22 protein-coding genes are annotated in these 22,925 nt (G+C 63.2%); 5 read left to right on the top strand and 17 right to left on the bottom strand.

Annotated elements, in window-relative coordinates:
• Positions 1 to 241 precede the first annotated feature (241 nt).
• A complete protein-coding gene (locus HMPREF3092_RS07805) occupies positions 242 to 1,912 on the bottom strand; it encodes a glycoside hydrolase family 3 N-terminal domain-containing protein (protein WP_070424470.1) in 1,671 nt (556 codons plus the stop codon).
• A 53-nt stretch (positions 1,913 to 1,965) separates the two neighbouring features.
• Here HMPREF3092_RS07805 and HMPREF3092_RS07800 point away from each other — a divergent pair, with 53 nt between their 5' ends.
• The gene (locus tag HMPREF3092_RS07800) at positions 1,966 to 2,796 is read left to right on the top strand and encodes a sulfurtransferase (RefSeq protein ID WP_070424469.1); all 831 of its coding nucleotides are present in this window, start codon (positions 1,966 to 1,968) and stop codon (positions 2,794 to 2,796) included.
• A gap of 133 nt (positions 2,797 to 2,929) precedes the next feature.
• The gene (locus HMPREF3092_RS07795) at positions 2,930 to 4,069 is read left to right on the top strand and encodes a glutamate--cysteine ligase (protein WP_070424468.1); all 1,140 of its coding nucleotides are present in this window, start codon (positions 2,930 to 2,932) and stop codon (positions 4,067 to 4,069) included.
• A gap of 57 nt (positions 4,070 to 4,126) precedes the next feature.
• Here HMPREF3092_RS07795 and HMPREF3092_RS07790 read toward each other — a convergent pair whose 3' ends face one another.
• From HMPREF3092_RS07790 to glmS, 10 genes are read right to left on the bottom strand one after another with little or no spacing between them, the layout of a single operon-like run.
• Complete coding sequence (locus HMPREF3092_RS07790) at positions 4,127 to 4,660, bottom strand: NUDIX domain-containing protein (protein WP_083274323.1); 534 nt, start codon at positions 4,658 to 4,660, stop codon at positions 4,127 to 4,129.
• Positions 4,650 to 5,750, bottom strand: coding sequence for a tRNA (adenosine(37)-N6)-threonylcarbamoyltransferase complex transferase subunit TsaD (tsaD, locus tag HMPREF3092_RS07785; RefSeq protein WP_070424494.1), 1,101 nt, complete (start codon positions 5,748 to 5,750; stop codon positions 4,650 to 4,652). The genes HMPREF3092_RS07790 and tsaD overlap by 11 nt, the downstream gene beginning before the upstream one ends.
• Positions 5,743 to 6,387, bottom strand: coding sequence for an SRPBCC family protein (locus HMPREF3092_RS07780; protein ID WP_070424467.1), 645 nt, complete (start codon positions 6,385 to 6,387; stop codon positions 5,743 to 5,745). The genes tsaD and HMPREF3092_RS07780 overlap by 8 nt, the downstream gene beginning before the upstream one ends.
• A complete protein-coding gene (gene rimI / locus HMPREF3092_RS07775) occupies positions 6,384 to 6,836 on the bottom strand; it encodes a ribosomal protein S18-alanine N-acetyltransferase (protein ID WP_070424466.1) in 453 nt (150 codons plus the stop codon). The genes HMPREF3092_RS07780 and rimI overlap by 4 nt, the downstream gene beginning before the upstream one ends.
• A 13-nt stretch (positions 6,837 to 6,849) precedes the next feature.
• Positions 6,850 to 7,638 (bottom strand): tRNA (adenosine(37)-N6)-threonylcarbamoyltransferase complex dimerization subunit type 1 TsaB, encoded by a 789-nt coding sequence (tsaB, locus tag HMPREF3092_RS07770; RefSeq protein WP_070424465.1) that lies wholly within the window; start codon positions 7,636 to 7,638, stop codon positions 6,850 to 6,852.
• Positions 7,635 to 8,126 carry a tRNA (adenosine(37)-N6)-threonylcarbamoyltransferase complex ATPase subunit type 1 TsaE gene (gene tsaE / locus HMPREF3092_RS07765; protein WP_061941860.1) on the bottom strand — a complete coding sequence of 164 codons (492 nt, stop codon included), beginning with the start codon at positions 8,124 to 8,126 and terminating at the stop codon, positions 7,635 to 7,637. Before tsaE ends, tsaB begins: the two co-directional genes overlap by 4 nt.
• Positions 8,123 to 9,406, bottom strand: a complete 1,284-nt coding sequence (gene alr, locus HMPREF3092_RS07760) for an alanine racemase (protein WP_083274321.1) — start codon at positions 9,404 to 9,406, stop codon at positions 8,123 to 8,125. Before alr ends, tsaE begins: the two co-directional genes overlap by 4 nt.
• A 9-nt stretch (positions 9,407 to 9,415) precedes the next feature.
• A complete protein-coding gene (locus tag HMPREF3092_RS07755; RefSeq protein ID WP_070424464.1) occupies positions 9,416 to 10,876 on the bottom strand; it encodes a bifunctional ADP-dependent NAD(P)H-hydrate dehydratase/NAD(P)H-hydrate epimerase in 1,461 nt (486 codons plus the stop codon).
• Positions 10,877 to 10,929: 53 nt separating this feature from the next.
• On the bottom strand, positions 10,930 to 11,460 hold the full coding sequence (locus HMPREF3092_RS07750) for a holo-ACP synthase (RefSeq protein WP_070424463.1): 531 nt from the start codon (positions 11,458 to 11,460) through the stop codon (positions 10,930 to 10,932).
• 60 nt (positions 11,461 to 11,520) lie between these two features.
• Positions 11,521 to 13,386 carry a glutamine--fructose-6-phosphate transaminase (isomerizing) gene (glmS, locus tag HMPREF3092_RS07745; protein ID WP_070424462.1) on the bottom strand — a complete coding sequence of 622 codons (1,866 nt, stop codon included), beginning with the start codon at positions 13,384 to 13,386 and terminating at the stop codon, positions 11,521 to 11,523.
• Between the two features lie 87 nt (positions 13,387 to 13,473).
• Here glmS and coaA point away from each other — a divergent pair, with 87 nt between their 5' ends.
• Complete coding sequence (gene coaA, locus HMPREF3092_RS07740; RefSeq protein ID WP_062020364.1) at positions 13,474 to 14,532, top strand: type I pantothenate kinase; 1,059 nt, start codon at positions 13,474 to 13,476, stop codon at positions 14,530 to 14,532.
• A 91-nt stretch (positions 14,533 to 14,623) separates the two neighbouring features.
• Here coaA and HMPREF3092_RS07735 read toward each other — a convergent pair whose 3' ends face one another.
• Complete coding sequence (locus tag HMPREF3092_RS07735; RefSeq protein ID WP_061941868.1) at positions 14,624 to 15,457, bottom strand: MetQ/NlpA family ABC transporter substrate-binding protein; 834 nt, start codon at positions 15,455 to 15,457, stop codon at positions 14,624 to 14,626.
• Between the two features lie 168 nt (positions 15,458 to 15,625).
• On the opposite strand from HMPREF3092_RS07735, the gene HMPREF3092_RS07730 reads away from it, so the two are divergent.
• Positions 15,626 to 17,536: an ABC transporter ATP-binding protein gene (locus tag HMPREF3092_RS07730; protein ID WP_141737993.1), complete on the top strand. Its 1,911-nt coding sequence runs from the start codon at positions 15,626 to 15,628 to the stop codon at positions 17,534 to 17,536.
• Between the two features lie 93 nt (positions 17,537 to 17,629).
• Positions 17,630 to 17,947 carry a transcriptional regulator gene (locus HMPREF3092_RS07725; RefSeq protein ID WP_070424461.1) on the top strand — a complete coding sequence of 106 codons (318 nt, stop codon included), beginning with the start codon at positions 17,630 to 17,632 and terminating at the stop codon, positions 17,945 to 17,947.
• A gap of 25 nt (positions 17,948 to 17,972) precedes the next feature.
• Here HMPREF3092_RS07725 and HMPREF3092_RS07720 read toward each other — a convergent pair whose 3' ends face one another.
• From HMPREF3092_RS07720 to rplM, 5 genes are all read right to left on the bottom strand, one after another.
• Positions 17,973 to 18,434, bottom strand: coding sequence for a hypothetical protein (locus HMPREF3092_RS07720; protein WP_141737992.1), 462 nt, complete (start codon positions 18,432 to 18,434; stop codon positions 17,973 to 17,975).
• A 96-nt stretch (positions 18,435 to 18,530) separates the two neighbouring features.
• Positions 18,531 to 19,892 carry a phosphoglucosamine mutase gene (gene glmM, locus HMPREF3092_RS07715; RefSeq protein WP_070424459.1) on the bottom strand — a complete coding sequence of 454 codons (1,362 nt, stop codon included), beginning with the start codon at positions 19,890 to 19,892 and terminating at the stop codon, positions 18,531 to 18,533.
• Positions 19,893 to 20,175: 283 nt separating this feature from the next.
• Positions 20,176 to 20,760 (bottom strand): PDDEXK family nuclease, encoded by a 585-nt coding sequence (locus HMPREF3092_RS07710; protein WP_061941877.1) that lies wholly within the window; start codon positions 20,758 to 20,760, stop codon positions 20,176 to 20,178.
• A gap of 828 nt (positions 20,761 to 21,588) precedes the next feature.
• Positions 21,589 to 22,056, bottom strand: a complete 468-nt coding sequence (gene rpsI / locus HMPREF3092_RS07705; RefSeq protein WP_050992952.1) for a 30S ribosomal protein S9 — start codon at positions 22,054 to 22,056, stop codon at positions 21,589 to 21,591.
• 67 nt (positions 22,057 to 22,123) lie between these two features.
• Positions 22,124 to 22,567, bottom strand: a complete 444-nt coding sequence (gene rplM, locus HMPREF3092_RS07700; RefSeq protein ID WP_062020379.1) for a 50S ribosomal protein L13 — start codon at positions 22,565 to 22,567, stop codon at positions 22,124 to 22,126.
• Positions 22,568 to 22,925 lie beyond the last annotated feature (358 nt).

Here is a 22,925-nt window from a genome sequence, read left to right as displayed (position 1 = left end):
GCTCCACCTCGTCAGTCAGCGGCGTCGCTGGCCGACGGGAAGGCACCGCAACCAGCCAGATCACGCCAGACTTGCGCTTTAATGCAAACTCACGCGCAAATGCGCCGCAACAAAGCGTGACTCTGCATTAAAGCGTGAATCTGCGCCAGTTGGAGGAGCACGAGGTGGAGGGCCGGTCTCGCTGACAAGGCCGGACTGACTGGCAACTCCGGGCTGGCTGCCAGCAGCTGGGCTGGCTCGGCTAGCCGCACTTGGGCGGTTTTACGCCTGAAAGTGTGATTGGCAGCTGCGCGGATGCCTCCAGTTCGCCTGCGAGATAGTCGGCAACGGCGTTCATGGCGTATTCGGTGTCGGCGTACGTGACCAGCACGGTGTCCGCGTTTCCAGCAGCCGAAGCGACCTTCCACGGCCCACCCATACCGACAACAACATCCGCACCACCGGACGAACTTTCAGTTCCGTCAACCAACTTCACGCTCGTACCGCCACCGGCCTCAATGCCTTGTTCCTTCAGGGCTTTCTCCAGCGCCTCGGCAGCAGCCGGCGGGCCGGAAATCGACACGCTTTGTACCGGTTCGGCTGAACAGCTTCCGGCCAGAACAGTGAGTGATTCGCGGCCGACCTCGTTGAAAACATCATCCGCCTGCTTCTGGCCGCCATCGCCGCCGTCACCGCTGCCGTCACCACCGTCACCGCCGCCGTCACCACCGTCACCGGCCCCTTCACCAGAACCAGCCTCATCAGCAGCCCGTTCCTGCCACAGACTCATGGCAACAACGCGCTCAGCCTTGGCTCGCACGTCCTTTTCAGACAGATCGCCTGAATCCACTGCCTTCTTCACGGCCTGCACAGCAGCATCCAGATCAGGCGGCATGAGCGCGAGGTCCGCCCCGGCTTTCAGCGCTTCAACAGTCTCCTGACCTGCGGGAACACCCTTCGTAATGGCTCCCATGTTGAGCCCATCGGTCACCGCAACACCCGAAAACCCAAGCTCATCCCGCAGCGCTTCATACACCGCAGGGTTGAGCGAAGCCGGTTTGTCCCCGGCCCCGGCAACCCGCATGTGCCCCACCAAAACAGAAGGCACACCGGCTTCGATTGCCGCTTCAAACGGCTCCCATTCGGTGTCGCTGTATTCTTCGAGCGTCTTCTTCGATTCGGGCAGATCAACATGCGAATCCACAGTCAGCTGCCCGTGGCCCGGAAAGTGCTTAGCGCTCGATCCAATACCAGCCGCCAGATACCCCTTGACGGTCGGCTCAACCGCACCGACAACGGTTTCCTGGCTGCCCCCTGCCGCACGAACATTGACTGCTGGGTCTTTCTGTCCGACCGTGACATCAGCAACCGGTGCCCAGTTGATCGTGAATCCCAGGTCAGCAAGCTGCGCACCCTGCACTTCCATCGCGTCCTGGGTCAGTTCGGGCTCCCCGGCAGCACCGAACGCCATAAGAGGCGGAAAGCTGTAAGCGGCAGACTTCAGCCTTGCAACCGGCCCGCCTTCCTGGTCAACGCTCAGCTGCACGGGCCACGCACGCTCCCCCGCGGCTTCCCGCAAAGCACCCGTGTAATCCTTCACGTCCTCGGGCCCAGCACCGTCCGGCAGGTTGTAGCCCATGACGATCACCCCGGCCAGGCTGTTCTTCTTGACCATCTGCCCGGCAACCGCAGGGTCCACACCGTCATATGTGCCCATAATCGTCGCGCCGACCAGCTGGTCGGCACTCATCTTCTGGACGATCTCGCGGGCTTTCTGCCGGTCTTCTTCACTGACCCCTGACGAGGCGGAGGCTGTCTCTTCTGCCGTGCTCGGCTCCGCTGGGGTCGGCGAGGTGGGCTGGCCCTGCCCCGAACATCCTGCAAGAACCAGGACGCTTACGGTCAGTGCAGAAATGAATCTAAGCGCGCGCATCTGTGAGAGTCTAGTGGGACTGGCTGTTGTCCGTATGAACAAAGGATTGCCGTATGTCGCTCATCACCGCCGATGCGCTCAAAGCCGCTCTTGCTGACGCAGATGCCGCAAGCCGTACCGTCATCCTCGACATCCGTTGGACCCTGCCGAAGCCCAACGGGGCTGACGACTACGCGGCCGGACACATTCCCGGCGCCCAGTACGCCGACCTTGACACCCAGCTGTCGGGAACATCGGATGACCCGACTCTGGGCCGCCACCCGCTGCCGGACCCAGCTGACCTGCAGGAGACCATCCGCGCGTGGGGCATCACTCCTGATTCCACTGTCGTTGTGTACGACGACAACAGCTCCTTAGGTGCTGCTCGCGGCTGGTGGATTCTGCGTTGGGCGGGCCTGCAGGATGTGCGCGTGCTCGATGGAGGGCTGAACGCTTGGAAGGCCGCCGGCGGTGAGCTTTCAACCGAAACCCCGCAGCCAGCACCGTCAGACATCACAATCACAACCGGGCAAATGCCGACCGTCGATGCCGACCAGGCCGCCGCAACAGCGGCACTGGGCACGCTCCTCGACGCCCGCCCGTCGGCGCGCTTCCGCGGCGAAGATGACTCCATGGATCCGCGCGCAGGCCACATTCCCGGCGCTCTCAACCGCCCGGCCACCGAGAACTACCGCAACGGAGCACTGCTGCCGCAGGAGGAACTCGCAGCCCAGTTCGCGGATCTCGGCGCGGACAACGGTGCGGTGGTTGCCTACTGCGGTTCTGGCGTGACGGCGTGCAGCAACATCTTGGCGCTTGAGCAGATCGGGGTGCGGGCTTCCCTGTACTCCCCCAGCTGGTCCGGGTGGTCGGCCGATGAATCCCGCCCCGTCGCCAAAGGCTGAAGGGCTGCCAATCCACCTGCTCTCCAAGCGCGCCAAAGGCTGGCGCTCACTTCACCAACCGCACGACAGGACAGCCTGTCCGCCCAGCGCACAGAAAACCAGCGTTACCTGCTGGTTAGATTAGGATGTCCGCATGCTTTCTTTTGCCTCGTCCCCTCAGTCGACGCTGGGAGCGGAATGGGAACTCGCGATCGTCGATGCCGAAGACTTCTCTTTGGCATCCCGCGCCCCTGAAATCCTCGAGGCGCTCAAAGCAGAGGGCACGGATCACCTCCAGGGCAAGATCGTGGGCGAAATGCTCACAAACACCGTCGAAATCGTCAGCGGGGTGCAGACTGACGTTGCCGGCATCACGGCCGATCTGAGCGAGTCTCTCGATTACCTGCGAAGCATCCTGGCACCTCGTGGGCTTGATGTTCTGTCCGCCGGAACCCACCCCTTCTCCCCCTGGTGGGAACAAGAAGTCACACCGGCCTACCGCTACGAAGAGCTGGTCAACCGCACCCAGTGGTGGGGCCGGCAGATGCTGATCTTCGGCGTGCACACCCACGTGGGCATCGCCAATCGCGATCACGTCATGCCGATTGTCCGCGCTCTCACGGCCTATGTCCCGCACCTGGAGGCCGTCAGCGCCTCCAGCCCCTACTGGGCCGGCCACGACACGCACTACGCCTCCAACCGCGCCATGCTCTTCCAACAGCTGCCCACGGCCGGCCTGCCGTTCCAGCTGAAGAACTGGGACGAATACGAGGACTACATCGGCGACATGCTGCACACCGGCGTGGTCGATTCCATCAACGAAATCCGCTGGGACATCCGCCCGGCACCGGGTTGGGGAACCGTCGAGATCCGCGTGTGCGACGGCATCCCGACCATGGCGGAACTGGCGGCCGTGACGGCCTTCGTGCAGTGCCTGGTTCACGACATGTCGCAGCGCCTGGACCGCGGCGAAGAGCTCAACTTCATGCCGGACTGGTTCCACCGCGAAAACAAGTGGCGCTCCGCTCGCTACGGCATGGACACGATCATCATCGAAAACGCCGCCTGCGACGAACGTCTGGTCACGGACGTCATAGCTGACGAGGTGGAGCGGCTGGCCCCGATCGCTGAGGAACTCGGGTGCTCGGCTGAGCTGGAATCGATGCTGTCGTTCGCACGTGTGGGAGCCTCCTACCAGCGGCAGAAGAAGGTATTTGAAGAAACCGGCCGTATGGAAGACGTTGCCGGTCTGCTGGTTGAGGAAATGCGGGCCGGGAAACCGGCAGGCTGGTAAGCCCGCCGGTTGGCCGGTCAGTTTAGGGTGTGCCTGAGGCCGAACTGAACGTCAGCCTTACTCAGCGGCATGCTGGCGCAGCACCTTCAGCAGCTCCGGCCATGCGCCGGCAAAGCCCGGATGAAGTTCGTAGTCGGCGACCTCGTCTAGCGGCACCCACCGCAATTCAATGCTTTCGGCATCCGCCACGTGAGCCTCAAGCCTCTGCGTGACCTGCGTGATGACCGTCGTGTAGGCCCAGTCGTCTTTGTCCACCCGATACTCGCCGATGACCGTGATGCCCTCACCGTCCGGGCCGGGAACACCGGTTTCTTCCCAGCATTCGCGGATCGCACCCTGCTTAGGTGTTTCGCCTTCGTCGAGCGCACCGCCGGGAATTCCCCACGTGCCGCCCTGGGCTGACCACACGGCGCGGTGCTGCAGCAGAACTCCGCGGTCGTGGTCGTGGATGAGCAGACCGGCTGCGCCGAACAGACCCCAGAAGCGTCCCTGCGGTGTTTCCACCCAGCCGTCACCGGTGCGGCGCTGCTGCCGCAGGTGTTCTTCCGGTGGGCGTGAGTCGCGAGCGCTGGCAGGACCTTCAGACGACAACCTGGTCAACCTCCAATGAACTTGTCACACCGAAATCCGGTGCTGAGGGCTGTTTTCCGCGGACGACCACGTGTGCACCGAGTGCTGCCATCATCGCCCCGTTGTCGGTGCACAGGCTCAGCGGCGGGATGAGCAGGGAAATGCCCTCATCGGCACAGCGCCTACTCAGCTTGTCGCGCAGACGGCGGTTGGCGGCAACTCCCCCGCCCAGCAGCACCCGGTTGATGCCGGTGTCTTCGCAGGCCAGAAGGGTTTTGCGCACCAACACGTCGACCACGGCCTCTTCAAAGGACGCGGCGATGTCAGCCAGGCGCACGCGCTCGGGTTCTGGCTTGGCCTTCTCGGCTTCGACAGCCCGCAGCGCTGCCGTCTTCAGACCGGAGAACGAAAACGCGTAACGACGTTCGGGGTCACGCAGGTCCTTTGCGGTCATGAGTCCGCGCGGGAACTTCACAGCCGTCGGGTCACCCGGGACGCCGTCGTCAAAACCACCCGCGGCGGCCTTCGAGATATTCGGCCCGCCCGGATAGTCAAGGCCCAGCAGGCGGGCTGTTTTGTCAAAGGCCTCCCCTGCCGCGTCGTCGATTGTGGAGCCCAGAAGCTCAATCCCGTCCACCAGGTCGGTGATCTTGAGGATTTCCGTGTGTCCGCCCGACACGAGCAGAGCAATAGTCGGCAGTTCAAGACCGGAGCCGGGCTCCGCCTCGTCAGAGGAAGTGTCCAAGGTTGCGGCAGCAACGTGACCGGCCAGGTGGTTCAGCCCGTACAGGGGTTTGCCGGTGGCGGCCGCGAGCCCTTTAGCCGCGCTGACTCCCACCATGAGCGCACCGGACAGACCGGGTCCCGCGGTGACGCACAGCGCGTCAATATCATCGAGCGTCACACCTGCGGTCTGCAGTGCCTGGGTGAGCGTCGGAGCGAAGGCCTGCACGTGGGCGCGCGATGCGACTTCCGGGACCACCCCGCCGAAGCGCACGTGTTCGTCCATCGACGACGCCACAGTGTTCGCCAACAGGGTGCTGCCGCGGACAATGCCGACCCCGGTTTCATCGCACGAGGTCTCAATGCCCAGGATGAGCGGCTCAGTCATCGTCGCCGTCATCGCCTTCCGGAGCCTGCGCGGAGCCGGTCTGCACGGTTTCGGCGCCGAATTCGTCGACTGCCAGCTGGGTGTAGCGGGCGTAGAGCGCGGCTTCGCTTTCGGATCCGGTGAGATCGGCATCGGCGAAAGTGCCGGCCAACAGGCGCAGGTGCGTATCCCACACCGGGCCGACCTGCGGGATGAGCTGGGCGGCTTCTTCGTCAGACGCGTAGGTGTGTGCGACCGTCACGGTGACGCTTGGGTGATCGCCCGGCTGTTCGCCGGGCTGGCCGGGTGCGGCTTCTGACAGGCGCACGCTGATGCGGCCGAGCCCGCCGAGTTCCACCAGCACGTGGTCGTCTTCAACGCAGGACAGCACGTGGGCCGTCAGGGGGCTTCCCTCAAAGTCGAACTCGATTGCGCCGGCTTCATCGCTGACCTCTTCACCGACTTCCGCGCCAGCTTCCGAGGTGCCCTCACCCTGATCAGCGTCGTCGTCTTGGACGGGATGGAAGGGGGCGAACCACAGTGCACATTCCATAGGACTGGTGATGCGCTTCCACACGGTGTGGAGGTCGGCGCTGATAGCTGTTTCGAGCACAAGGTCTGTGCCGTCTTCCCACTGTGTGATGGATGCCGAAATCATGCTTCCAAGCCTAGCAACGACGCCCGCATGACCAGCGCGTCAGCGCCCGTGTAATAGCCGGGCCGGGTGTTCAGAACAGCAAAGCCGAACGCCTCGTACAGCCCCAGAGCAGCAGTGTTGTCACTGCGCACGTCGAGGTACACCGCCTCGACCCCACGGGAGCGGGCAGTATCCAGGAGGGATTCCAGGAGGAGGCGGCCGGCACCTCGACCCCGGATGTTCGGGTGGGTGGCGATTGTGAGGATCTCAGCCTCTTTGCCGCTGACGCTCAGGCCTGCGAAACCGGCCAGGCCGTCTTCCGTGTGCGCGGCGATGAGGAACACCGATGGGCTTGCCGCCTGCGTCCAGAAGAAGTCTTCGCTCCAGGCGTCCGGGCCGAAGATCTCGCGGTCCATTGCCGCGGCGGTGGGAATGTCCCACCACTGCAGCGGGCTCAGGGTGACGGTCATAGCTGCTGGGCGGTCAGCGGCCGGGCAGCGGTTTGGCGTCAGGTTCGCGCAGGTACAGCGGGATGGGCTCCAGCTGTTCGCGCCCGGCGGCTTCTGTGCGTGCGGCGATGCGGGCAATGTCCGCTGCGAGCGCTTCCGTTGGGAAGCGCGGATCGGGTGCGCCGAGCGCGTCAGGGTAGAGCTCAAAACCGGCGCCGATGCGGAGGACGGCCGGCTCTGTCGAGCCCGGTTCCTTGGGGCTTGATTCTGTTGGTCTCGGCTCGCTGCTTTCGGCCGCCAGGCCCTTGAGTTCGGCGAGGTCGGCGGGTTTGGCCACGTCGGGACCTGCGGCAAGGACCGGCAGGCCGTCCTCGTCGAGTCCTGCGTATTCAGCCCAGTAGACTTCGCGGCGGCGAGCGTCCGAGGCAACCAGGATCCGCACGGTGTCGATGTCTTCACCGTCGGCACGCAGCTGTTCGTACACCACGAGCGCAAGGCCGTCGTGCGAACGCACGCCCACCGTGCGCAGGCCGCGGCCGACCGCGAAGCCCAGGCCAGAGGCGATGCCTGCGCGCATACCGGTAAACGGTGCAGGCCCCACGCCAACAGCCACGAGTTCGGGTTCTGGCGCCTGCTTCAGCACATCGGTCAGTGCCGGGCCCAGAAGCTCGGCGTGACGGCGAGCTCGCGACTGCGCCCATTCGGCCTCAACTCGGTCATCGGCGACAACCGCGACGGAGGCCGCGGACGATGTATCGAGTGCGACGACAACCGGCTGCTTCGTGCCTGCATGCGGGTCTGCGCTGGGGTTCTCCGCGGTCACTGCATTGCCTCCTTCACGCGCGCCAAACGGCTCGTCCAGGATTCACCGAAGCCCTGCAGGGTCGCTGTGCGCTGACCGGATTCGGGGTCGGCGGAGTCCGGCCGGGTCAGGGTGATCTCCAGGTAGTCGTCGGCCAGAGATTCGGCCATACCGGCGCCCCATTCGACGACCGTGACGACTTCATGCTGTTCGGAGTCGAGGTCGAGGTCATCAAGCTCCGCTGCGTCTTCCAACCGGTAGGCGTCAACGTGGACGAGGCCCGGACCGTCGCCGACCGACGGGTGTTCGCGGGCGATGATGAAGGTCGGTGAGGACACGCGCCCGCGCACGTTGAGGTGCGCGGCAAGCGACTGGGTGAACGTGGTCTTGCCCGCCCCGAGACCGCCGGTGAGGATGATGAGGTCCCCCGCCCGCAGCTGGGGTGCGAGTGCCGCTGCGAGTTCAGCTGTGCGGGCTTGGTTACGCAGCTCGATGTCGATGCGGCTCACGCGGTCTCCCCGGCTTCGTTTGGCTCCCCGACCGCCCGGCCCGTCAAGACCCGCTCTACACGGCTGCCGATTCCGGTGACGATTTCGTAGTTGATGGTTCCGCCCCATGCGCCCCAGTCGGCTGCGGTGGGCTCGCCGGAATCGCCGGGGCCGAAGATGGTCACTTCATCGCCGATACTCACGTCGGAGTCCAGGCCGACTTCCACCACAATCTGGTCCATGGCGATGCGGCCCACCTGCCGGTACTGGCGCCCGCCGATGAACACGCGCGCGGCGTTGGATGCCGAGCGGGGCAGACCGTCGGCGTAGCCGCCGGCTACCAGCGCGAAGCGGGTGTCGGCCTCGCACGTGTAGGTCAGTCCGTAGCTGGCATGGCTGCCGCGGGCGACGTCTTTGAGCGCAATCACCTGCGATTTCAGCATCATGGCCGGGCGCAGGCCCAGGCTTTCCGGAGTGCTGCCGGCAAAGGGGCTGAGCCCGTAGACGGCCAGTCCGGTCCGCACGGCGTGTGCGGTCAGAGTGTCCGGTCCGGTGCCGATTGTCAGTGCCGCCGGTGAATTCGAGGCGTGGACGATGAGTTCGTCCGGGTGGCCTAGGTCCGGCTGCGACAGGAGGAAACCGCGCAGCTTCGAGATCTCCTCGGTGAAGATGCTGTACTGGTGGTCGGTGAATTCGCTGCCCGGCTCATCGGCAACCGCCAGGTGGGTCATGGCGCCAACAATCTTCAGACCGGAGCGAACATCGTCATCCAGCTGGGCCACCTCGCGTAGAAACCCATCAAACTGGCGCTCGGTCATCCCACCGCGACCCAGCCCGGAGTCGATCTTGATGTGGATGCGCAGCGGGTTGTCCGTACTCTTCCGGGCGGCTTCGACGATGAACGGCAGCTGTTCGGCCGCACTGATGCCCACCTCAATGTTCTTCTGGGCAAGCCCAGCGAAGTCCACGCCGATAGGCATAAGCCAGCACAGAACAACAGTGTCAGCGGCACCTTCGAGCCCTTCGGCAGCCAAGCGCTCCAGAAGGTCGCGCACCTGCAGGGCTTCCGGCACAGTGGCGGTGCCGATTCGGCGTATTCCGGCTTCGACCAGCACGGGAACAACATTCGTGATGCCGTGACCGTAGGCGTCGGCTTTGACGACGGGGATGACATCAGCTTCGCCCGCGTGTTCTCGCAGCACTGCGAGGTTGGTGCGGATGGCGTCACGGTCGATGAGCGCTTTCAGCAGCGACGGACCGTAAGCTGTTGTTGGCAGGAGATCAGATGACGTTGGGGACACGCCTTGATCCTAACGCGCACGTGCTTTCAGCACAGCCTGCTCCACTGCTCGCGGCAGACCGGAAGCGTGTGTGGCGGACTTGCCCGCCCTCCCGTGGAGCAGGACCGCGGCTGCCGCAGTCACGGCTGTCACACCGGGCTCGAGGCGCCCCTTGGCTGCCGCTCTTTCTGCCAGGAGCGCTGCGAGCACCCCCGTGAGAACGTCACCGGAGCCTGCTGTTGCGAGGTTTGCTGAACCCGCCGGCGGCAGGTGGACAGTGCCGTCGGGTTCTGCGACGACGGTGCGGTGGCCTTTGAGCAGAACGACCACGTCGAGTTCGCGGGCGGCAGTGCGGGCCCAGTACAGCTGATCCTGTTCGATCTGGCTGCGCTGAACACTGTGGCCGCGTGCCGTGAGCAGCCTTTCGAGTTCACCGGCGTGGGGTGTGATGATGCTGCCTGCCGGCAAGCGGTCGGGCAGGTGATCAAGCGCGCCGGCGTCGGCAATGACGGGCTCACCGCTTACGAACGCCGCGGCCATTCTGTCTTCGCTGGGACTTCCGGGGCCGACGGCCCACACCTGCACACGACCGTCAGCCGCTACGGCTTCTGGGACATGGGACGTGACGGCTGAGCGCAGCCGTTCATCGCCGGTGATGCGCACCATTCCGGCACCGGCGGCCACTGCCGCACTCGTGCACAGAACAGCAGCCCCCGGATAGTCAGCGGAACCGGCGCAGATGCCGACGACACCTCGGGTGTATTTGTGATCCTCGCCCGTCGGCGCTTTCACAATTTCGCGCACGTCACTGCGTTTGTACACCCACGCATCCGGCACGGTGTCGGAAAAGTCCAGGCCGATGGGAGCAAGCACCACACGGCCAGAGGCCCGCGCGCCGGCACCCGTGAACAGGCCGGTTTTGAGCCCGCCGAACGTGACAGTCCAGTCGGCCTGCACGGCGGCCTGCGCCCTGCGGCCTGTTGAAGCGTCAATGCCGGTGGGCACATCAACTGCCACCGTGATCTGCCCTTCTGCGCGGGCCGAACTGGCCTGCCACACGCGGATGAGCCGCACAAGGTCCTCCGGCAGCTGCGGTTTCGCACCCGTGCCGAAAATCCCGTCGATCACCAGGTCAGCAGCCCCCAGGTGGCTCGGCGCCTGGGCAATGTCAACCCGCCTGCAGCCGGCGCTGACAGCGGCGGCCAGCCCGTCCGCGTGCGGGGTCCCGATAGTGTGCAGGAGGGTGACGGCGGCACCTCGGCGGGCAAGGTCAGCAGCCGCAAACAGAGCGTCCCCGCCGTTGTTGCCGGGCCCGGTGAGAACAGCCACGCGGCGGCCGTAGACGGTGCCGCCGCCCAAACGCAGAACCCGGCGGCACACGGCAGCCAGTTGGCCTGCGGCCCGACGCATGAGCCTGTCGCCTTCACCGGCTTTCAGCAGAGGAGCTTCGGCCTGGCGGATCTGCTCACCGGTGTACGCGGGGCGGGGCATCGTGATTCCTGTTCTGTTCGGGCTGAGAATGCTGCGGAGGGGCCGCGGCTGGTTCAGCTGAGGTTCTTCCGGCGGGCTTCCTCGCGCATCCGGTTGCGCTCTTCGCGCCTGGCTGCAACATCGGCGCGGAACTGGGCGAGCGCGCGATCGTGTTCTGCCGTTCCGGGCACGGGAGGTGCCGGCTGGTCGACGGGCGGAGACAGTGACGGTCCGCTGCCTTCGACAATGACGTAGGTGATGGTGCGGTCGCCGTCGTGCGTGATCGACAGATGCACGTGCTCACCGCCGCGCTGGCGGAACATCTCGAGCACCCAGCCGCTCAACCGGAAAGACGGGGCGCCGGAAAAAGCCGAGACCACCTCGGCCTCCTGCCACGGAATGATCTGCGGGAACTGCAGAGCCTTGACCAGCGCCTCTTTTGCCGAAAAGCGGGCGGCGAGGCTTTCAGGGCTGCGCCGCTTGCCGTTCTTCTTCAGCTGTTCAGCCGGAGTGAGCAGGCGGTCCAGAAGTTCGGGCACCCGCTCAATGTGCTCCTGGAACCGGGGAACGTCGGCAATGTCAACGCCGATGCCGATGATGCCCACGACTGCTCTCTCCTTACTGGTCTCGTGTGCGACCGCCCCTTGGGCCGCTTTATTCGACTCTTATTCGACCGTGACCGATTTCGCGAGGTTGCGCGGCTGGTCGACGTCCAGGCCCTTGGCCTGAGCCAGCTCCATCGCGAAGATCTGCAGCGGCACCGTGGTCAGCAGGGGCGCCAGCAGCGTGGTGGTGTTGGGCACGTAGATGACTTCGGAAGCGTACTCGCGCACCGCCTCGTCACCCTGTTCTGCAATGACGATCGTGTTGGCTCCGCGTGCCCGGACCTCCTGAATATTGGAGACCACCTTGGCGTGCAGCGAATCCCGGCCGAAGCGGCTGGGCACGATGATGATGACAACCTGGCCCTCGTCGATGAGCGCAATGGGCCCGTGCTTGAGTTCTCCGGCTGCGAAGCCTTCCGCGTGGATGTAGGCGAGCTCCTTGAGTTTGAGCGCACCCTCCATGGCCACGGGGAAGCCCACGTGGCGGCCCAGGAACAGCACGGACGGGGTTTCGGCCAAACGCTTGGCCAGGTCCGTGATCTGCTGGGAGTCGTCGTCCAGGAGCTGCTGGACCTTGCTGGGGATGTTCTGCAGTTCGTCCAGAATCAGCTGGATTTCGTCGCGGTACTTGTTGCCGCGCAGCTGCGCCAGGTAGAGGCCCAGCAGGTAGCAGGCCACAATCTGGGACAGGAACGCCTTGGTCGAGGCAACAGCGATTTCCGGTCCGGCGTGCGTGTAGAGCACAGCGTCGGATTCACGCGGAATCGTCGAACCGTAGGTGTTGCAGATGGCAACGACCTTCGCACCCTGGTGGCGGGCGTGGCGCAGCGCCATGATGGTGTCCATCGTTTCGCCGGACTGCGAAATCGCTACCACGAGGGTCTTTTCGGACACGATCGGGTCGCGGTAGCGGAATTCGTGGGCCAGTTCGACCTCAACCGGGATGCGACACCAGTGTTCGATCGCGTACTTGGCAACCTGACCGGCGTAGGCGGCCGTTCCACAGGCTACGACGATGATCTTGTCGACCGACTTCAGCACGGATTCGTCAATCCGCATCTCATCCAGCGTGAGGCGGCCTTCCGTGTCGAAGCGGCCCAGGAGTGTGTCGGCGACTGCCTGCGGCTGGTCGTGGATTTCCTTTTCCATAAACGACGTGAAGCCGCCCTTGTCCACGGTTGCCGGGTCCCAGTCGATTTCGTATTCGGTGCCTTCGACCGGGTTGCCGTCGAAGTCCATGATGTCGACGGAGTCAGCGGTGATGGTCACGACTTCGTCCTGGCCGATCTCAACGGCGCGGCGGGTGTAGTCGATGAAGGCCGCAACATCCGATCCCAGGTAGTTCGCATCGTCACCCAGGCCGATGACCAGCGGCGAATTGCGGCGGGCGGCAACAACCGTTCCGGGCTTGTCAGCGTGGACGGCCAGCAGGGTGAAGGCACCTTCGAGCTGGTTGGAGGTCCGTCGCATGGCCTCGGTGAGGTCACCGGTTTCGCGGTAGTTCTTGGCCAGCTGGTGCGCTGCGACTTCCGTGTCGGTTTCGGATGCGAATTCGACGCCGTCTTTCAGCAGGCGCTCTTTGAGTGAGGCGTAGTTTTCGACGATGCCGTTGTGGATGAGAGCCAGGCGACCGTCGTCAGCCAGGTGGGGGTGGGCGTTTTCATCAGTCGGCGCACCGTGGGTAGCCCAGCGGGTGTGGCCGATGCCGGTTGCGGCTTTCGGCAGGGGGTGTTCGGCAAGCTCATTTTTGAGGTTTTCGAGCTTTCCGGCTTTCTTCGCTGAGGCCAGCTGGCCGGCTTCCGTAACGAATGCAACGCCCGCGGAATCGTAGCCGCGGTACTCCATTCGCTTAAGGCCTCCGACGGTGACGTCTTCAGCGGTGATCTGGGCGTTCGGGTTTCCGACGAATCCAACAATTCCACACATAGACTTCAATATTAACGCGCGGCGGTGCCGTAAGCTGGATTTCGCCGCCTGAGTGAATGCTGAGCGAAACGAGGATCTGCAGCACCTATGGAACACAGCGACGCCACACCGTTCGTTCGATCCAGCGACCTCGACCCCGCTCGTCTGCTCGCGGGTCTGCGTCCGCACCAGAAGCAGAGCGGGCAGTCCATTGCCTCACCCTTTTGGAGTTTTGACCGCACCACGTGGTCCGAACTCGCCCAGGCCACTCCCCTGCCGCTGACGGCGGCTGACGTGGAGCGTCTGCGCGGTAAGGGCGAGCGCATGGACACCACAGAGATCGAAGAGATCTACCTGCCCCTGTCACGCCTGCTCAACCTGTATGTTTCCGCCCGCCGCAAAAAGCACAGGCTCACGCGGGAGTTCTTTGCTCCGCTGCGCGCCAGCGGTCACGACCCCGCCCCGCAGCACATTCCGTTTGTCATCGGTGTGGCCGGTTCGGTTGCTGTCGGAAAGTCCACGACGGCGCGTGTTCTGCGCGAAATGATGGCCCGCTGGCCGGACACCCCAAAGGTTGAGCTCGTCACCACCGACGGATTCCTGTTTCCCAATGCCGAACTGGCCCGCCGCGGTCTGACATCACGGAAGGGATTCCCGGAGTCCTACGACCGCAGGGCGCTCATGCGCTTCCTGTCGAAGGTCAAGTCCGGTGCCGAAGAAGCACGCGCTCCCGTCTATTCGCACCACACCTACGACATTGTTCCGGGTGCTGAAATCACGGTCCGCTCACCAGATGTGCTCATTGTCGAAGGGCTCAACGTTCTGCAGCCGCCCAGGCCGCGTGCCGATGGCAAAGTGGGTATGTCCGTCAGCGACTACTTCGACTTTTCCGTCTACGTCGACGCAGCAGCCGGTGATATTCGCCAGTGGTACATCGACAGGTTCATGGAACTGAAGTCGGGTGCTTTCACCCAGCCGGATTCATACTTCCACCGCTATTCGGAGCTGACGGAAGACGAAGCACTCACCCTCGCCGGTGAGATTTGGGATTCGATCAACGCACCCAACCTGCGGGAGAACGTCGCTCCGTCGCGTGGCCGGGCCGATTTGATTCTGACGAAATCGGCCGACCATTCAGTACGCCGGATCCAGCTGCGCAAACTGTAATCAGTTCGCACTGCTGAACCCGGCGTCTGGTGGGCCGAAGCCCGTGTGATTTCGAAGCCTCTGAGGGGCTCACCCCTCAGAGGCGTGTGGATCAGAAAGCGGGGATCACCGCGCCGTCGGTCCACTTGTCTTCGATGAACTTCTTCACTTCTTCTGAGTGCAGGAGTTCGTCGAGCTTCTTGATGGCTTCGTTGTCTTCGTCGCCTTCGCGGACGGCGAGGAAGTTCGCGTAGGGGTTGTCTTCAGCCGATTCCACGAGGATCGAGTCTTCGGTGGGCGACAGTCCTGCTTCCAGGGCGTTGTTGCCGTTGATGATCGAAGCGTCGGTGTCTTCAAGGGTGCGTGCCAGCTGTGCAGCGTCGGCTTCCTTGAATTCGAGGTTCTTCGGGTTGTCCTGGATGTCCTTGATGGTGGCGGTGGTTGCGTCCTTGCCGTCAGCCAGCGTGATGACGCCTTCCTTGGCCAGCATGTCAAGGGCACGGCCCTGGTTGGCGGGGTCGTTGTTGATGCCGACGGTGCCGCCCTCGGGCAGTTCGTCAACCGACTTCACCTTCTTGGAGAACAGTGCGATCGGTTCGATGTGCACGCCTTCGAATGCGTAGAGCTTGTAGCCCTGGCCTTCGACTTCTTCGTCCAGGTACGGCTTGTGCTGGAAGTAGTTGGCGTCGAGGTCACCGTCGACGAGCGCACGGTTGGGCAGCGCGTAGTCGGTGTACTCCTTGACCTCGATGTCGAGGCCGGCTTCTTCTGCCAGGTTTTCGTCGACGTAGCGCAGGATGTCACCGTGCGGGACCGGGGAAACTCCAACGGTCAGCTTGGTGATGTCGCCGTCTTTCTGGCCGACTTCCTGGTTTCCTCCGCCTGCACCGCAGCCGGTGAGGATCAGGCTTGCGGCGGCGGCAATAGCTGCGATGCGCAGTTTCATGTGTTCAGTCCTTCTGACGAGTGTGCGTATGTTGTCGGCAAGTTTCTCACTCTGCGGACAGCTTTCACGCGCTTTTCGTCATAAAGCTCCATATGACGAGGCGGGGCTAGACTTCCTGTGCTCCCTCCTGTCGTCGTTCCGGTCTGGGAGCGTGGTGAAAGGAGCATCGTGTCGAACTACTCCCCCATGGCGATTCTGCACAGGACGACAGCCAGTCAGCGCACCAAGGGGCGTCCGGCCCCGGAGGTTGACCGGGATGCTCTGCGGCGCATCGGCGGTTTTGCGGCTCGGCACAAGACCAAACTGGTCCTGTTCATTCTGCTCTCTGCGGTCTCAGCCGGTGTTGCTGTGGCCACCCCGGTGTTGGCAGGCCGGGTGGTCAATGCCATTACCGCTGGTGGGCCGGTGAATCTGATTGTCGGCATCGCAATTCTCATGGGTGTGCTCGCACTGGCCGATGCAGCGTTGACGATTGTGTCGCGCTATCTTTCGGCCCGCATTGGCGAAGGCCTGATCTTTGATCTGCGCACCGCGGTTTTTGATCACGTGCAGACTCTGCCGGTGGCGTTTTTCAACCGGACCCGCACGGGTGCGCTGATCTCCCGGCTCAACAACGACGTTATGGGTGCGCAGCGAGCTTTTTCCAACACGCTGTCCGGGGTTGTGACGAACATTGTGTCGCTTGCGCTGACGGTCGGTGTCATGGTTGCGATTTCGTGGCAGGTGACGGTGCTGTCGGTGCTGCTCCTGCCGATTTTCTTGGTGCCCGCCCGTTTCATTGCCGGCCGTTTGGCGTCGCTGCAGTTTCAGGCGGCGGATCTCAACGCGGCCATGTCGACCCGCATGACGGAGCGGTTCTCAGCTGGTGGTGCGACCCTGGTCAAGCTGTTCGGCAGCCCGAAGAAGGAGTCTGCGGAGTTTGCTGACCGCGCTGGCAGGGTGCGCGATATCGGTGTGCGCACCGCCATGCTGCAGGTGACGTTCCTGGCCGCTCTCACACTTGTGTCCGCTCTGGCTTTGGCGCTGGTCTACGGGGTCGGCGGTATGCAGGCGGTGGCCGGTTCACTCGATGCGGGCAAGGTCGTCACACTCGCGCTGCTGCTGACCCGCCTGTACACGCCGCTGACAATGCTGGCGAATGCGCGCATGGACATCACGTCTGCAATCGTGTCGTTCCAGCGAGTGTTCGAGATTCTTGATCTGCGCTCCACCGTGCAGGAACCGGAATCCCCCAAACCTCTTCCCGCTGGCCCGGTCTCTGTTGAGTACCGCGACGTTTCATTCCGCTACCCCACCGCCGCCGAGGTGTCTCTCGCCTCTCTTGAAGAGGTCGCGGTTCTTGACGGCCGGGAGTCGTCCGAGGTGCTGCACGGGCTGAACATTTCCGTTCCGGCTGGGCACACGGTCGCCCTCGTGGGTTCATCCGGTGCTGGAAAGTCGACGATCGCATCTCTGCTGCCCAGGCTGTATGACGTGACAGAAGGCGCTGTTGAACTGTCCGGTGTGGATGTCCGCGATTTGAGCTTTGACGCGCTCAAGTCGACCGTCGGCATGGTCACGCAGGACGGCCACCTGTTCCACGAGTCGATTCGCGACAATCTGACGATCGCCAAACCTGATGCAACGGATGATGAGCTGCGTTCCGCTCTGGAACGCGCACGCCTGTGGCCGGTTATCGACGCCCTGCCCGATGGGCTCGACACCGTGATCGGTGAGCGCGGCTACCGGCTGTCCGGCGGTGAACGCCAGCGGCTGACAATTGCTCGTCTCCTGTTGACCGAACCTGCCGTGGTGGTGCTCGATGAGGCTACGAGTGCTCTCGATTCAACGAACGAGGCAGCTGTGCAGCACGCCTTGAACGAAGCCATGACCGGCAGGACTGCCCTGGTCATCGCCCACCGCCTGTCGACGGTGCGCAGTGCCGATCAGATCATCGTCATTGAGGACGGCCGGGCTGTTGAGCGCGGCACCCACAGCGAACTTCTGGCGCAGAACGGCCGGTACGCGCAGCTGTACACAACCCAGTTCGCAGACCAAGAAGAGTCAGAAGACTCAGCCGGCGGCACCTCGGGAGACTAGAGCAGCCCGCGGTCATTTCCTGGCAGAGAATCTTGAAGCTGCGAGTCGGAGAAAACGGTAGGCTGAAAGGGTGAACAGCCGAAGGGAGCAGTCATGGAACGAGTGCGGTTCCGGGATCTGAAACCGTACGAGGTCGTTGACAGTCTCGATGACTTGAAGGGGCCGCCGCAGGGCACCATTCGCCTGCCGATCTGGGTTCGGTGGATTGACGACGGCGATATTGACGTGACTGATCCCGGCGGGGTGCGCTTGGCTTACCAGGCTCTGCTTGCAGAAGGCACCGCTGAAATCCAAGCACAGCTGATCAACAAGGACAGACTGCTGCGGGTATGGCCACACCTGAGCTTGGATTCCCGTGTACGCGATCTTTGGGAAGATCGCTTTCCTCAGCTGAAGCGTGTGAATGTGTAGCCGCGAGGATCAGCTCCGACATCGCTCACACATCGATTGAGGTGACTGTGCCTGCCCGCAGCAGGAGAGGCCACACCAGCAGGAAGATGAGCGCTCCGACTGCTGAGCACAGGAACGTTGAGACTGCGACGATCAGCCCGTTCGTCAGCCATGGGCCGGTGAACACGTACAGAATGACCGGACTGGCAAAGGCAATGAACAGGGCTGTCATTGCGCTCCAGCGAGCCGGTTTGCCGGGGTCAGCCACGTAGCCCGCCCGCACATGGCCGGTGAGGAACGCCCCAACCGTGGCAATGCCGCCGAGCACGGCGTAGGACGAAGTCAGCACACCGAACATCCACCACAGGCCAGACGAACCCGACGTCGCTCGGGCTACGAGGCTCAAACCGATAATGACGACGGTGCCCACCGCTGTCGAGGCCGCAGCGGCCAGGCCAGCCGCCATGCGCCCGTAGAGGACCTTCGTGTTGTCCGCGCTCTTCTTCACTGTGCGCTCACCACCGGGACCGCCGGCCGAGGTGCCGGGGCACTCGGACGAGGTGCCGCACTGCTGAGCGGTCCCGGTGCGGGGAACTGAACGCGGTCAGAGGGCAAGGTGCTGCTTGACGCAGTCGGCCAGGCGTTCCGCCTGCTTCTGCGCTTCGGCTTCGGTTTCGGCCTCGACCATCACACGGATAACCGGTTCGGTGCCCGAAGCGCGCAGCAGGACGCGGCCGCTCTTGCCGAGTTCGGATTCGACGGCGGCAACTTCTGCCTGAACAGCAGGGTCGTCCGTGCGGGTCTTGTCGACTCCGCGGACGTTGATGAGCACCTGCGGCAGCTGCGGGATTTCCGCTGCGAGGTCGGCCAGTGTGCGACCGGTTGATGCGACGCGGTTGATCAGGTGGAGGGCTGTCAGCACGCCATCACCGGTGGTGCCGTGGTCGAGCATGAGCACGTGACCGGACTGTTCACCGCCGAGCACGTGCCCGCCGGCCAGCATGCCTTCAAGCACGTAGCGGTCGCCGACCTTCGTCTGCACGTCCGCGATGCCGGCCTTCTCCATGGCGAGCTTGAGGCCCAGATTCGACATGACGGTGGTGACCAGTGTGTCATTCTTCAGGGTGCCGGCTTCCTTCATACCCAGAGCCAGGATGCCCATGATCTGGTCGCCGTTGACTTCGCGACCGAGCGCATCAACCGCCAGGCAGCGGTCAGCGTCACCGTCAAACGCAACGCCGAGGTCAGCTCCGTTGTCGACAACGGCCTTCTGCAGCGGACCCAGGTGGGTAGAGCCGACACCGTCGTTGATGTTGAGGCCATCCGGACTTGCGGCAATGACCGTGACATCCGCACCGGCCTGACGCAGTGCCGCAGGGCCGACGACGGATGCCGCTCCGTTGGCGCAGTCGACGACCACACGCAGTCCCTGCAGCGGAGTGGGTGTGTCACCCAGAGTCGATACGAGGTGTTCGGTGAATTCGTCTGCCGCTGCCGCGTACGGCTTGATGCGGCCGACGTCCGCGCCGGTGGGACGATCCCAGTCGGCGTCGAACAGTTCAAGGATTTCGTCTTCCGCAGCATCGTCGAGTTTGGTGCCGCCGGGGCCGAAGAATTTGATGCCGTTGTCCGGCATGGGGTTGTGGCTGGCTGAGAGCACTACACCGAAGTCAGCGCCGGTTTCCTTCACGGCGTGCGCGACACCCGGGGTGGGCAGAACACCTGCGTTCCACACGTCAACACCGGTCGAGGCGATACCGCCGGAAATTGCTGATGCCAGGTAGTCACCGCTGATGCGGGTGTCGCGACCGACAATCGCGAACGGGCGCTTGCTGCCCGTGCCGTAGCGCTGCTCGGGCCTGCCGAGAACTCGACTGCCGGCAACACCCAACTGGAGAGCGAGTCGAGCCGTGATGTCCTTGTTGGCCAGACCGCGAACGCCGTCCGTACCGAAAAGCCTGCTCATAGAACCTCCTGTTTTGAATCGCATTCATTCTACGTTTATGGAACTGGCCGCCCAGTCAGAAGGGCACGGCGTGTGGTGAGAACACGACGCGGGCCCAGCGGCACCTCGTGCCCGGAACGCACAAGACCCCCGCACCGAGGTGCGAGGGTCTTGAAAGCCTTCTTGAGCCCAGCCTTCTTGCGTTCGGGAACGCAACGCTTCTGATATGGCTAGATGTCTTGGTTTGGGACTATTACGCGTGCAGCTGCGCGGATAAGAGGCCGAAACCCGAACAAGTCGCAAGCTAGGGCAGCACCACGCCGACTTGCCGCAGCAAACTCGCCAGTCGTCCCGGAACAATGACATCCCGCCATTCGATGCGAAGAAACCTGTAGCCCATGCGCCGAAGCTGTTCTTCACGGCGTTTTTCTTTTCGGTAGACCTCCGGCGGCACACTGCCATTCGGGTCTTGGTACTTAGCCCACCCGTCGAACTCGACAATCAAACCCCAGTGCTCCAAAAAGAAATCCACCCGCGGCCGGTATGACTCACCGGGCAGGGGGAACGACACTTGCTGCGCTATTTTCCACCGCGAGTCCTCCGGACAGCACCTGAAACCCAGCTCATAAAAACGAAAGTAGGCAAGTGCCTCACCTGCGGATTCCGACAATCCGCGCATCTCTTTAAGCCAACTCAACATGGTGACCGTCCGCCTGCCCGCCGAGCACTCCTCAAACTGGCGAAATACTTCAGCCAACTCATCAATGACGACATGGAACCGATCGGCGGAAGGCACACCCGAGGCCCGCCCATGAGCCCGGAAGCGAATGTGTCGATCGGCGATGGCAAAGCCCTCGGCTCCGCCGACATCCCGGAGCAGGTCGAACATCGTCCAATCTGCACTCACTGCTCGTAGCTCAGGCAGAGCGCTCACCGGCGAAGTAATGTGCTCAGCAGGAATTGCTCGTTGGCGATGTATTCGGTGAGTCCGTGAGAAAGGTCGTTCCGGACCGCTTGTCTGTAAGCGCGCTGGAGGATCAGTGGGCAGTTCCATGCCCCAAAGCACAGCCGCGGTAGCGTGACTCAAGATCGCCTGACCTGAATGCCCAAAGGCCACCGCCCAACCCGCATGATGGGCTAGCTTCCGCAAATAGACTGACGAGCCCTCGTCGGACAACAGTTCAGGTCGGTCTACAAAACACGCAAAAGCTCTGTGTGCCTCTTGTTCGCACAATCGCTCGACGGCATAAACACCCCTGGCCAATCTACTGAGACAGCATCCAACTGCACGAGCTGCCTGATGCGCCATTGCACCAGCAGGAAGGGCACTGACCACAAAGACATTGTTCATGCGTCCCAGACTGCTGGTCGACGAACCCCTGGGAAAGACCAGACCGCGCAGCTGTGGACAAACAGGTCATCTGTTTAAAAGCAGCTAAACCCGAACGGCCTGAGTAAACATCGAGGTCGGACGCGTATTTCTAAACTTAAGCACGGAATCGGGAGCGTCTGGTCCACAGCTGAAGGCACTCAAGTGCGCCGGAAATGACACGGAGTTGTCCGGTTTCGGGCCCGATGTCCGCCTACCTGCACGGACAACAAACAGAAAACCGAACAAGTCCCCCGCAACGCCAAAAGGCCCGCGCACCTTGCGGTACACGGACCTTTGGAGCAGGCACTGCGTGCCCCAAGCCGGATCTGCCCTGGCGGGCGAAGATCAGCGCTTGGAGAACTGCGGAGCCTTGCGAGCCTTCTTGAGACCAGCCTTCTTGCGTTCGGGAACGCGAGCGTCACGCGTGAGGTAACCGGCCTTCTTCAGTTCAGGACGGTTGTTTTCACGGTCGATTTCGTTCAGCGAACGGGCGATGCCCAGACGGACAGCACCGGCCTGGCCGGAGGGTCCACCGCCGGCGATGCGCACGAAGACGTCGAAACGGCCTTCGAGGTCAAGCAGGCGGAAGGGTTCGCGAACGAGCTGCTGGTGCATCTTGTTCGGGAAGTAGGCTTCAAGGTCACGACCGTTGATCTTCCATTCACCGGTGCCGGGGACCAGGCGGACGCGAGCGACAGCGCGCTTGCGACGGCCAACGCCCTGGCCGGGAGCGGTGAGCGATTCGCCGCGGCCACCGGCCACGGATTCGCCGAGACCAGCCGAAGCCGGGGTTTCGGTCGAGTACGACGTCATTTCGACGTCCTCGTTCAGGTTCTGGTTGTCAGCCACGATTCTCCTCGGTTAACTGAGCCTTGGGCGCTTACTGCGCGACCTGGCTGATTTCGTACTTCTGCGGGTTCTGCGAGGCGTGCGGGTGCTCAGCACCTGCGTACACCTTCAGCTTGCGCATCTGGGCACGGCCGAGGCGGTTCTTGGGGATCATGCCTGCAACAGCCTGCTCCACTGCACGCTCGGGGAACTTCTCAAGGAGCTCTTCGTAGCTGAGGCTCTTGAGACCACCCGGGTAGTTGGAGTGGCGGTAGGCGCGCTTCTTTTCCAGCTTGTCGCCGGTCAGCACAATCTTGTCCGCGTTGATGATGATGACAAAGTCACCCGTGTCGATGTGAGGTGCGAATTCCACCTTGTGCTTGCCGCGCAGCAGACGAGCTGCCTGCGAAGCAAGGCGACCGAGAACGACGTCAGTGGCGTCGATGACGTGCCACTGGCGCTCGACATCGCCGGGCTTTGGTGTGTACGTACGCAAAAGTTGCCTTCTTTTCGTCTCTAGCTTCCAAGCCACACACGTCTGCCTGACAAGGTCGTGAGTCTTGTTCAGCAGTACTTGACTTGCTTGAGGTGCACGGTACGCGTATACATTTCCCGCTTATCCTGCAACGCGACTAGAGGTCTGCGGCGTGTGTATCTGACGTACAGCGACTGTCAATGTTAGCCCGGAAGTGCGCACCTTTGCAAAATGGGGCTCGTGTGAGGTTGAGCGGGTGTGCTGGACTGCTCTCACGAGGTGGAGGCCGGGCTGATCTTCTTGTTCGAGGGGTGTGCAGGCACACGGACTTCGCACACAGAAACGCTTCGGCGGGCAGTTCCCCTGTGGGAACTGCCCG

This window comes from Brevibacterium sp. HMSC24B04 (genome assembly GCF_001806835.1).
GTDB classification, from domain to species: Bacteria; Actinomycetota; Actinomycetes; order Actinomycetales; family Brevibacteriaceae; genus Brevibacterium; species Brevibacterium ravenspurgense.
This window is presented reverse-complemented; position numbering and strand designations above follow the sequence as displayed.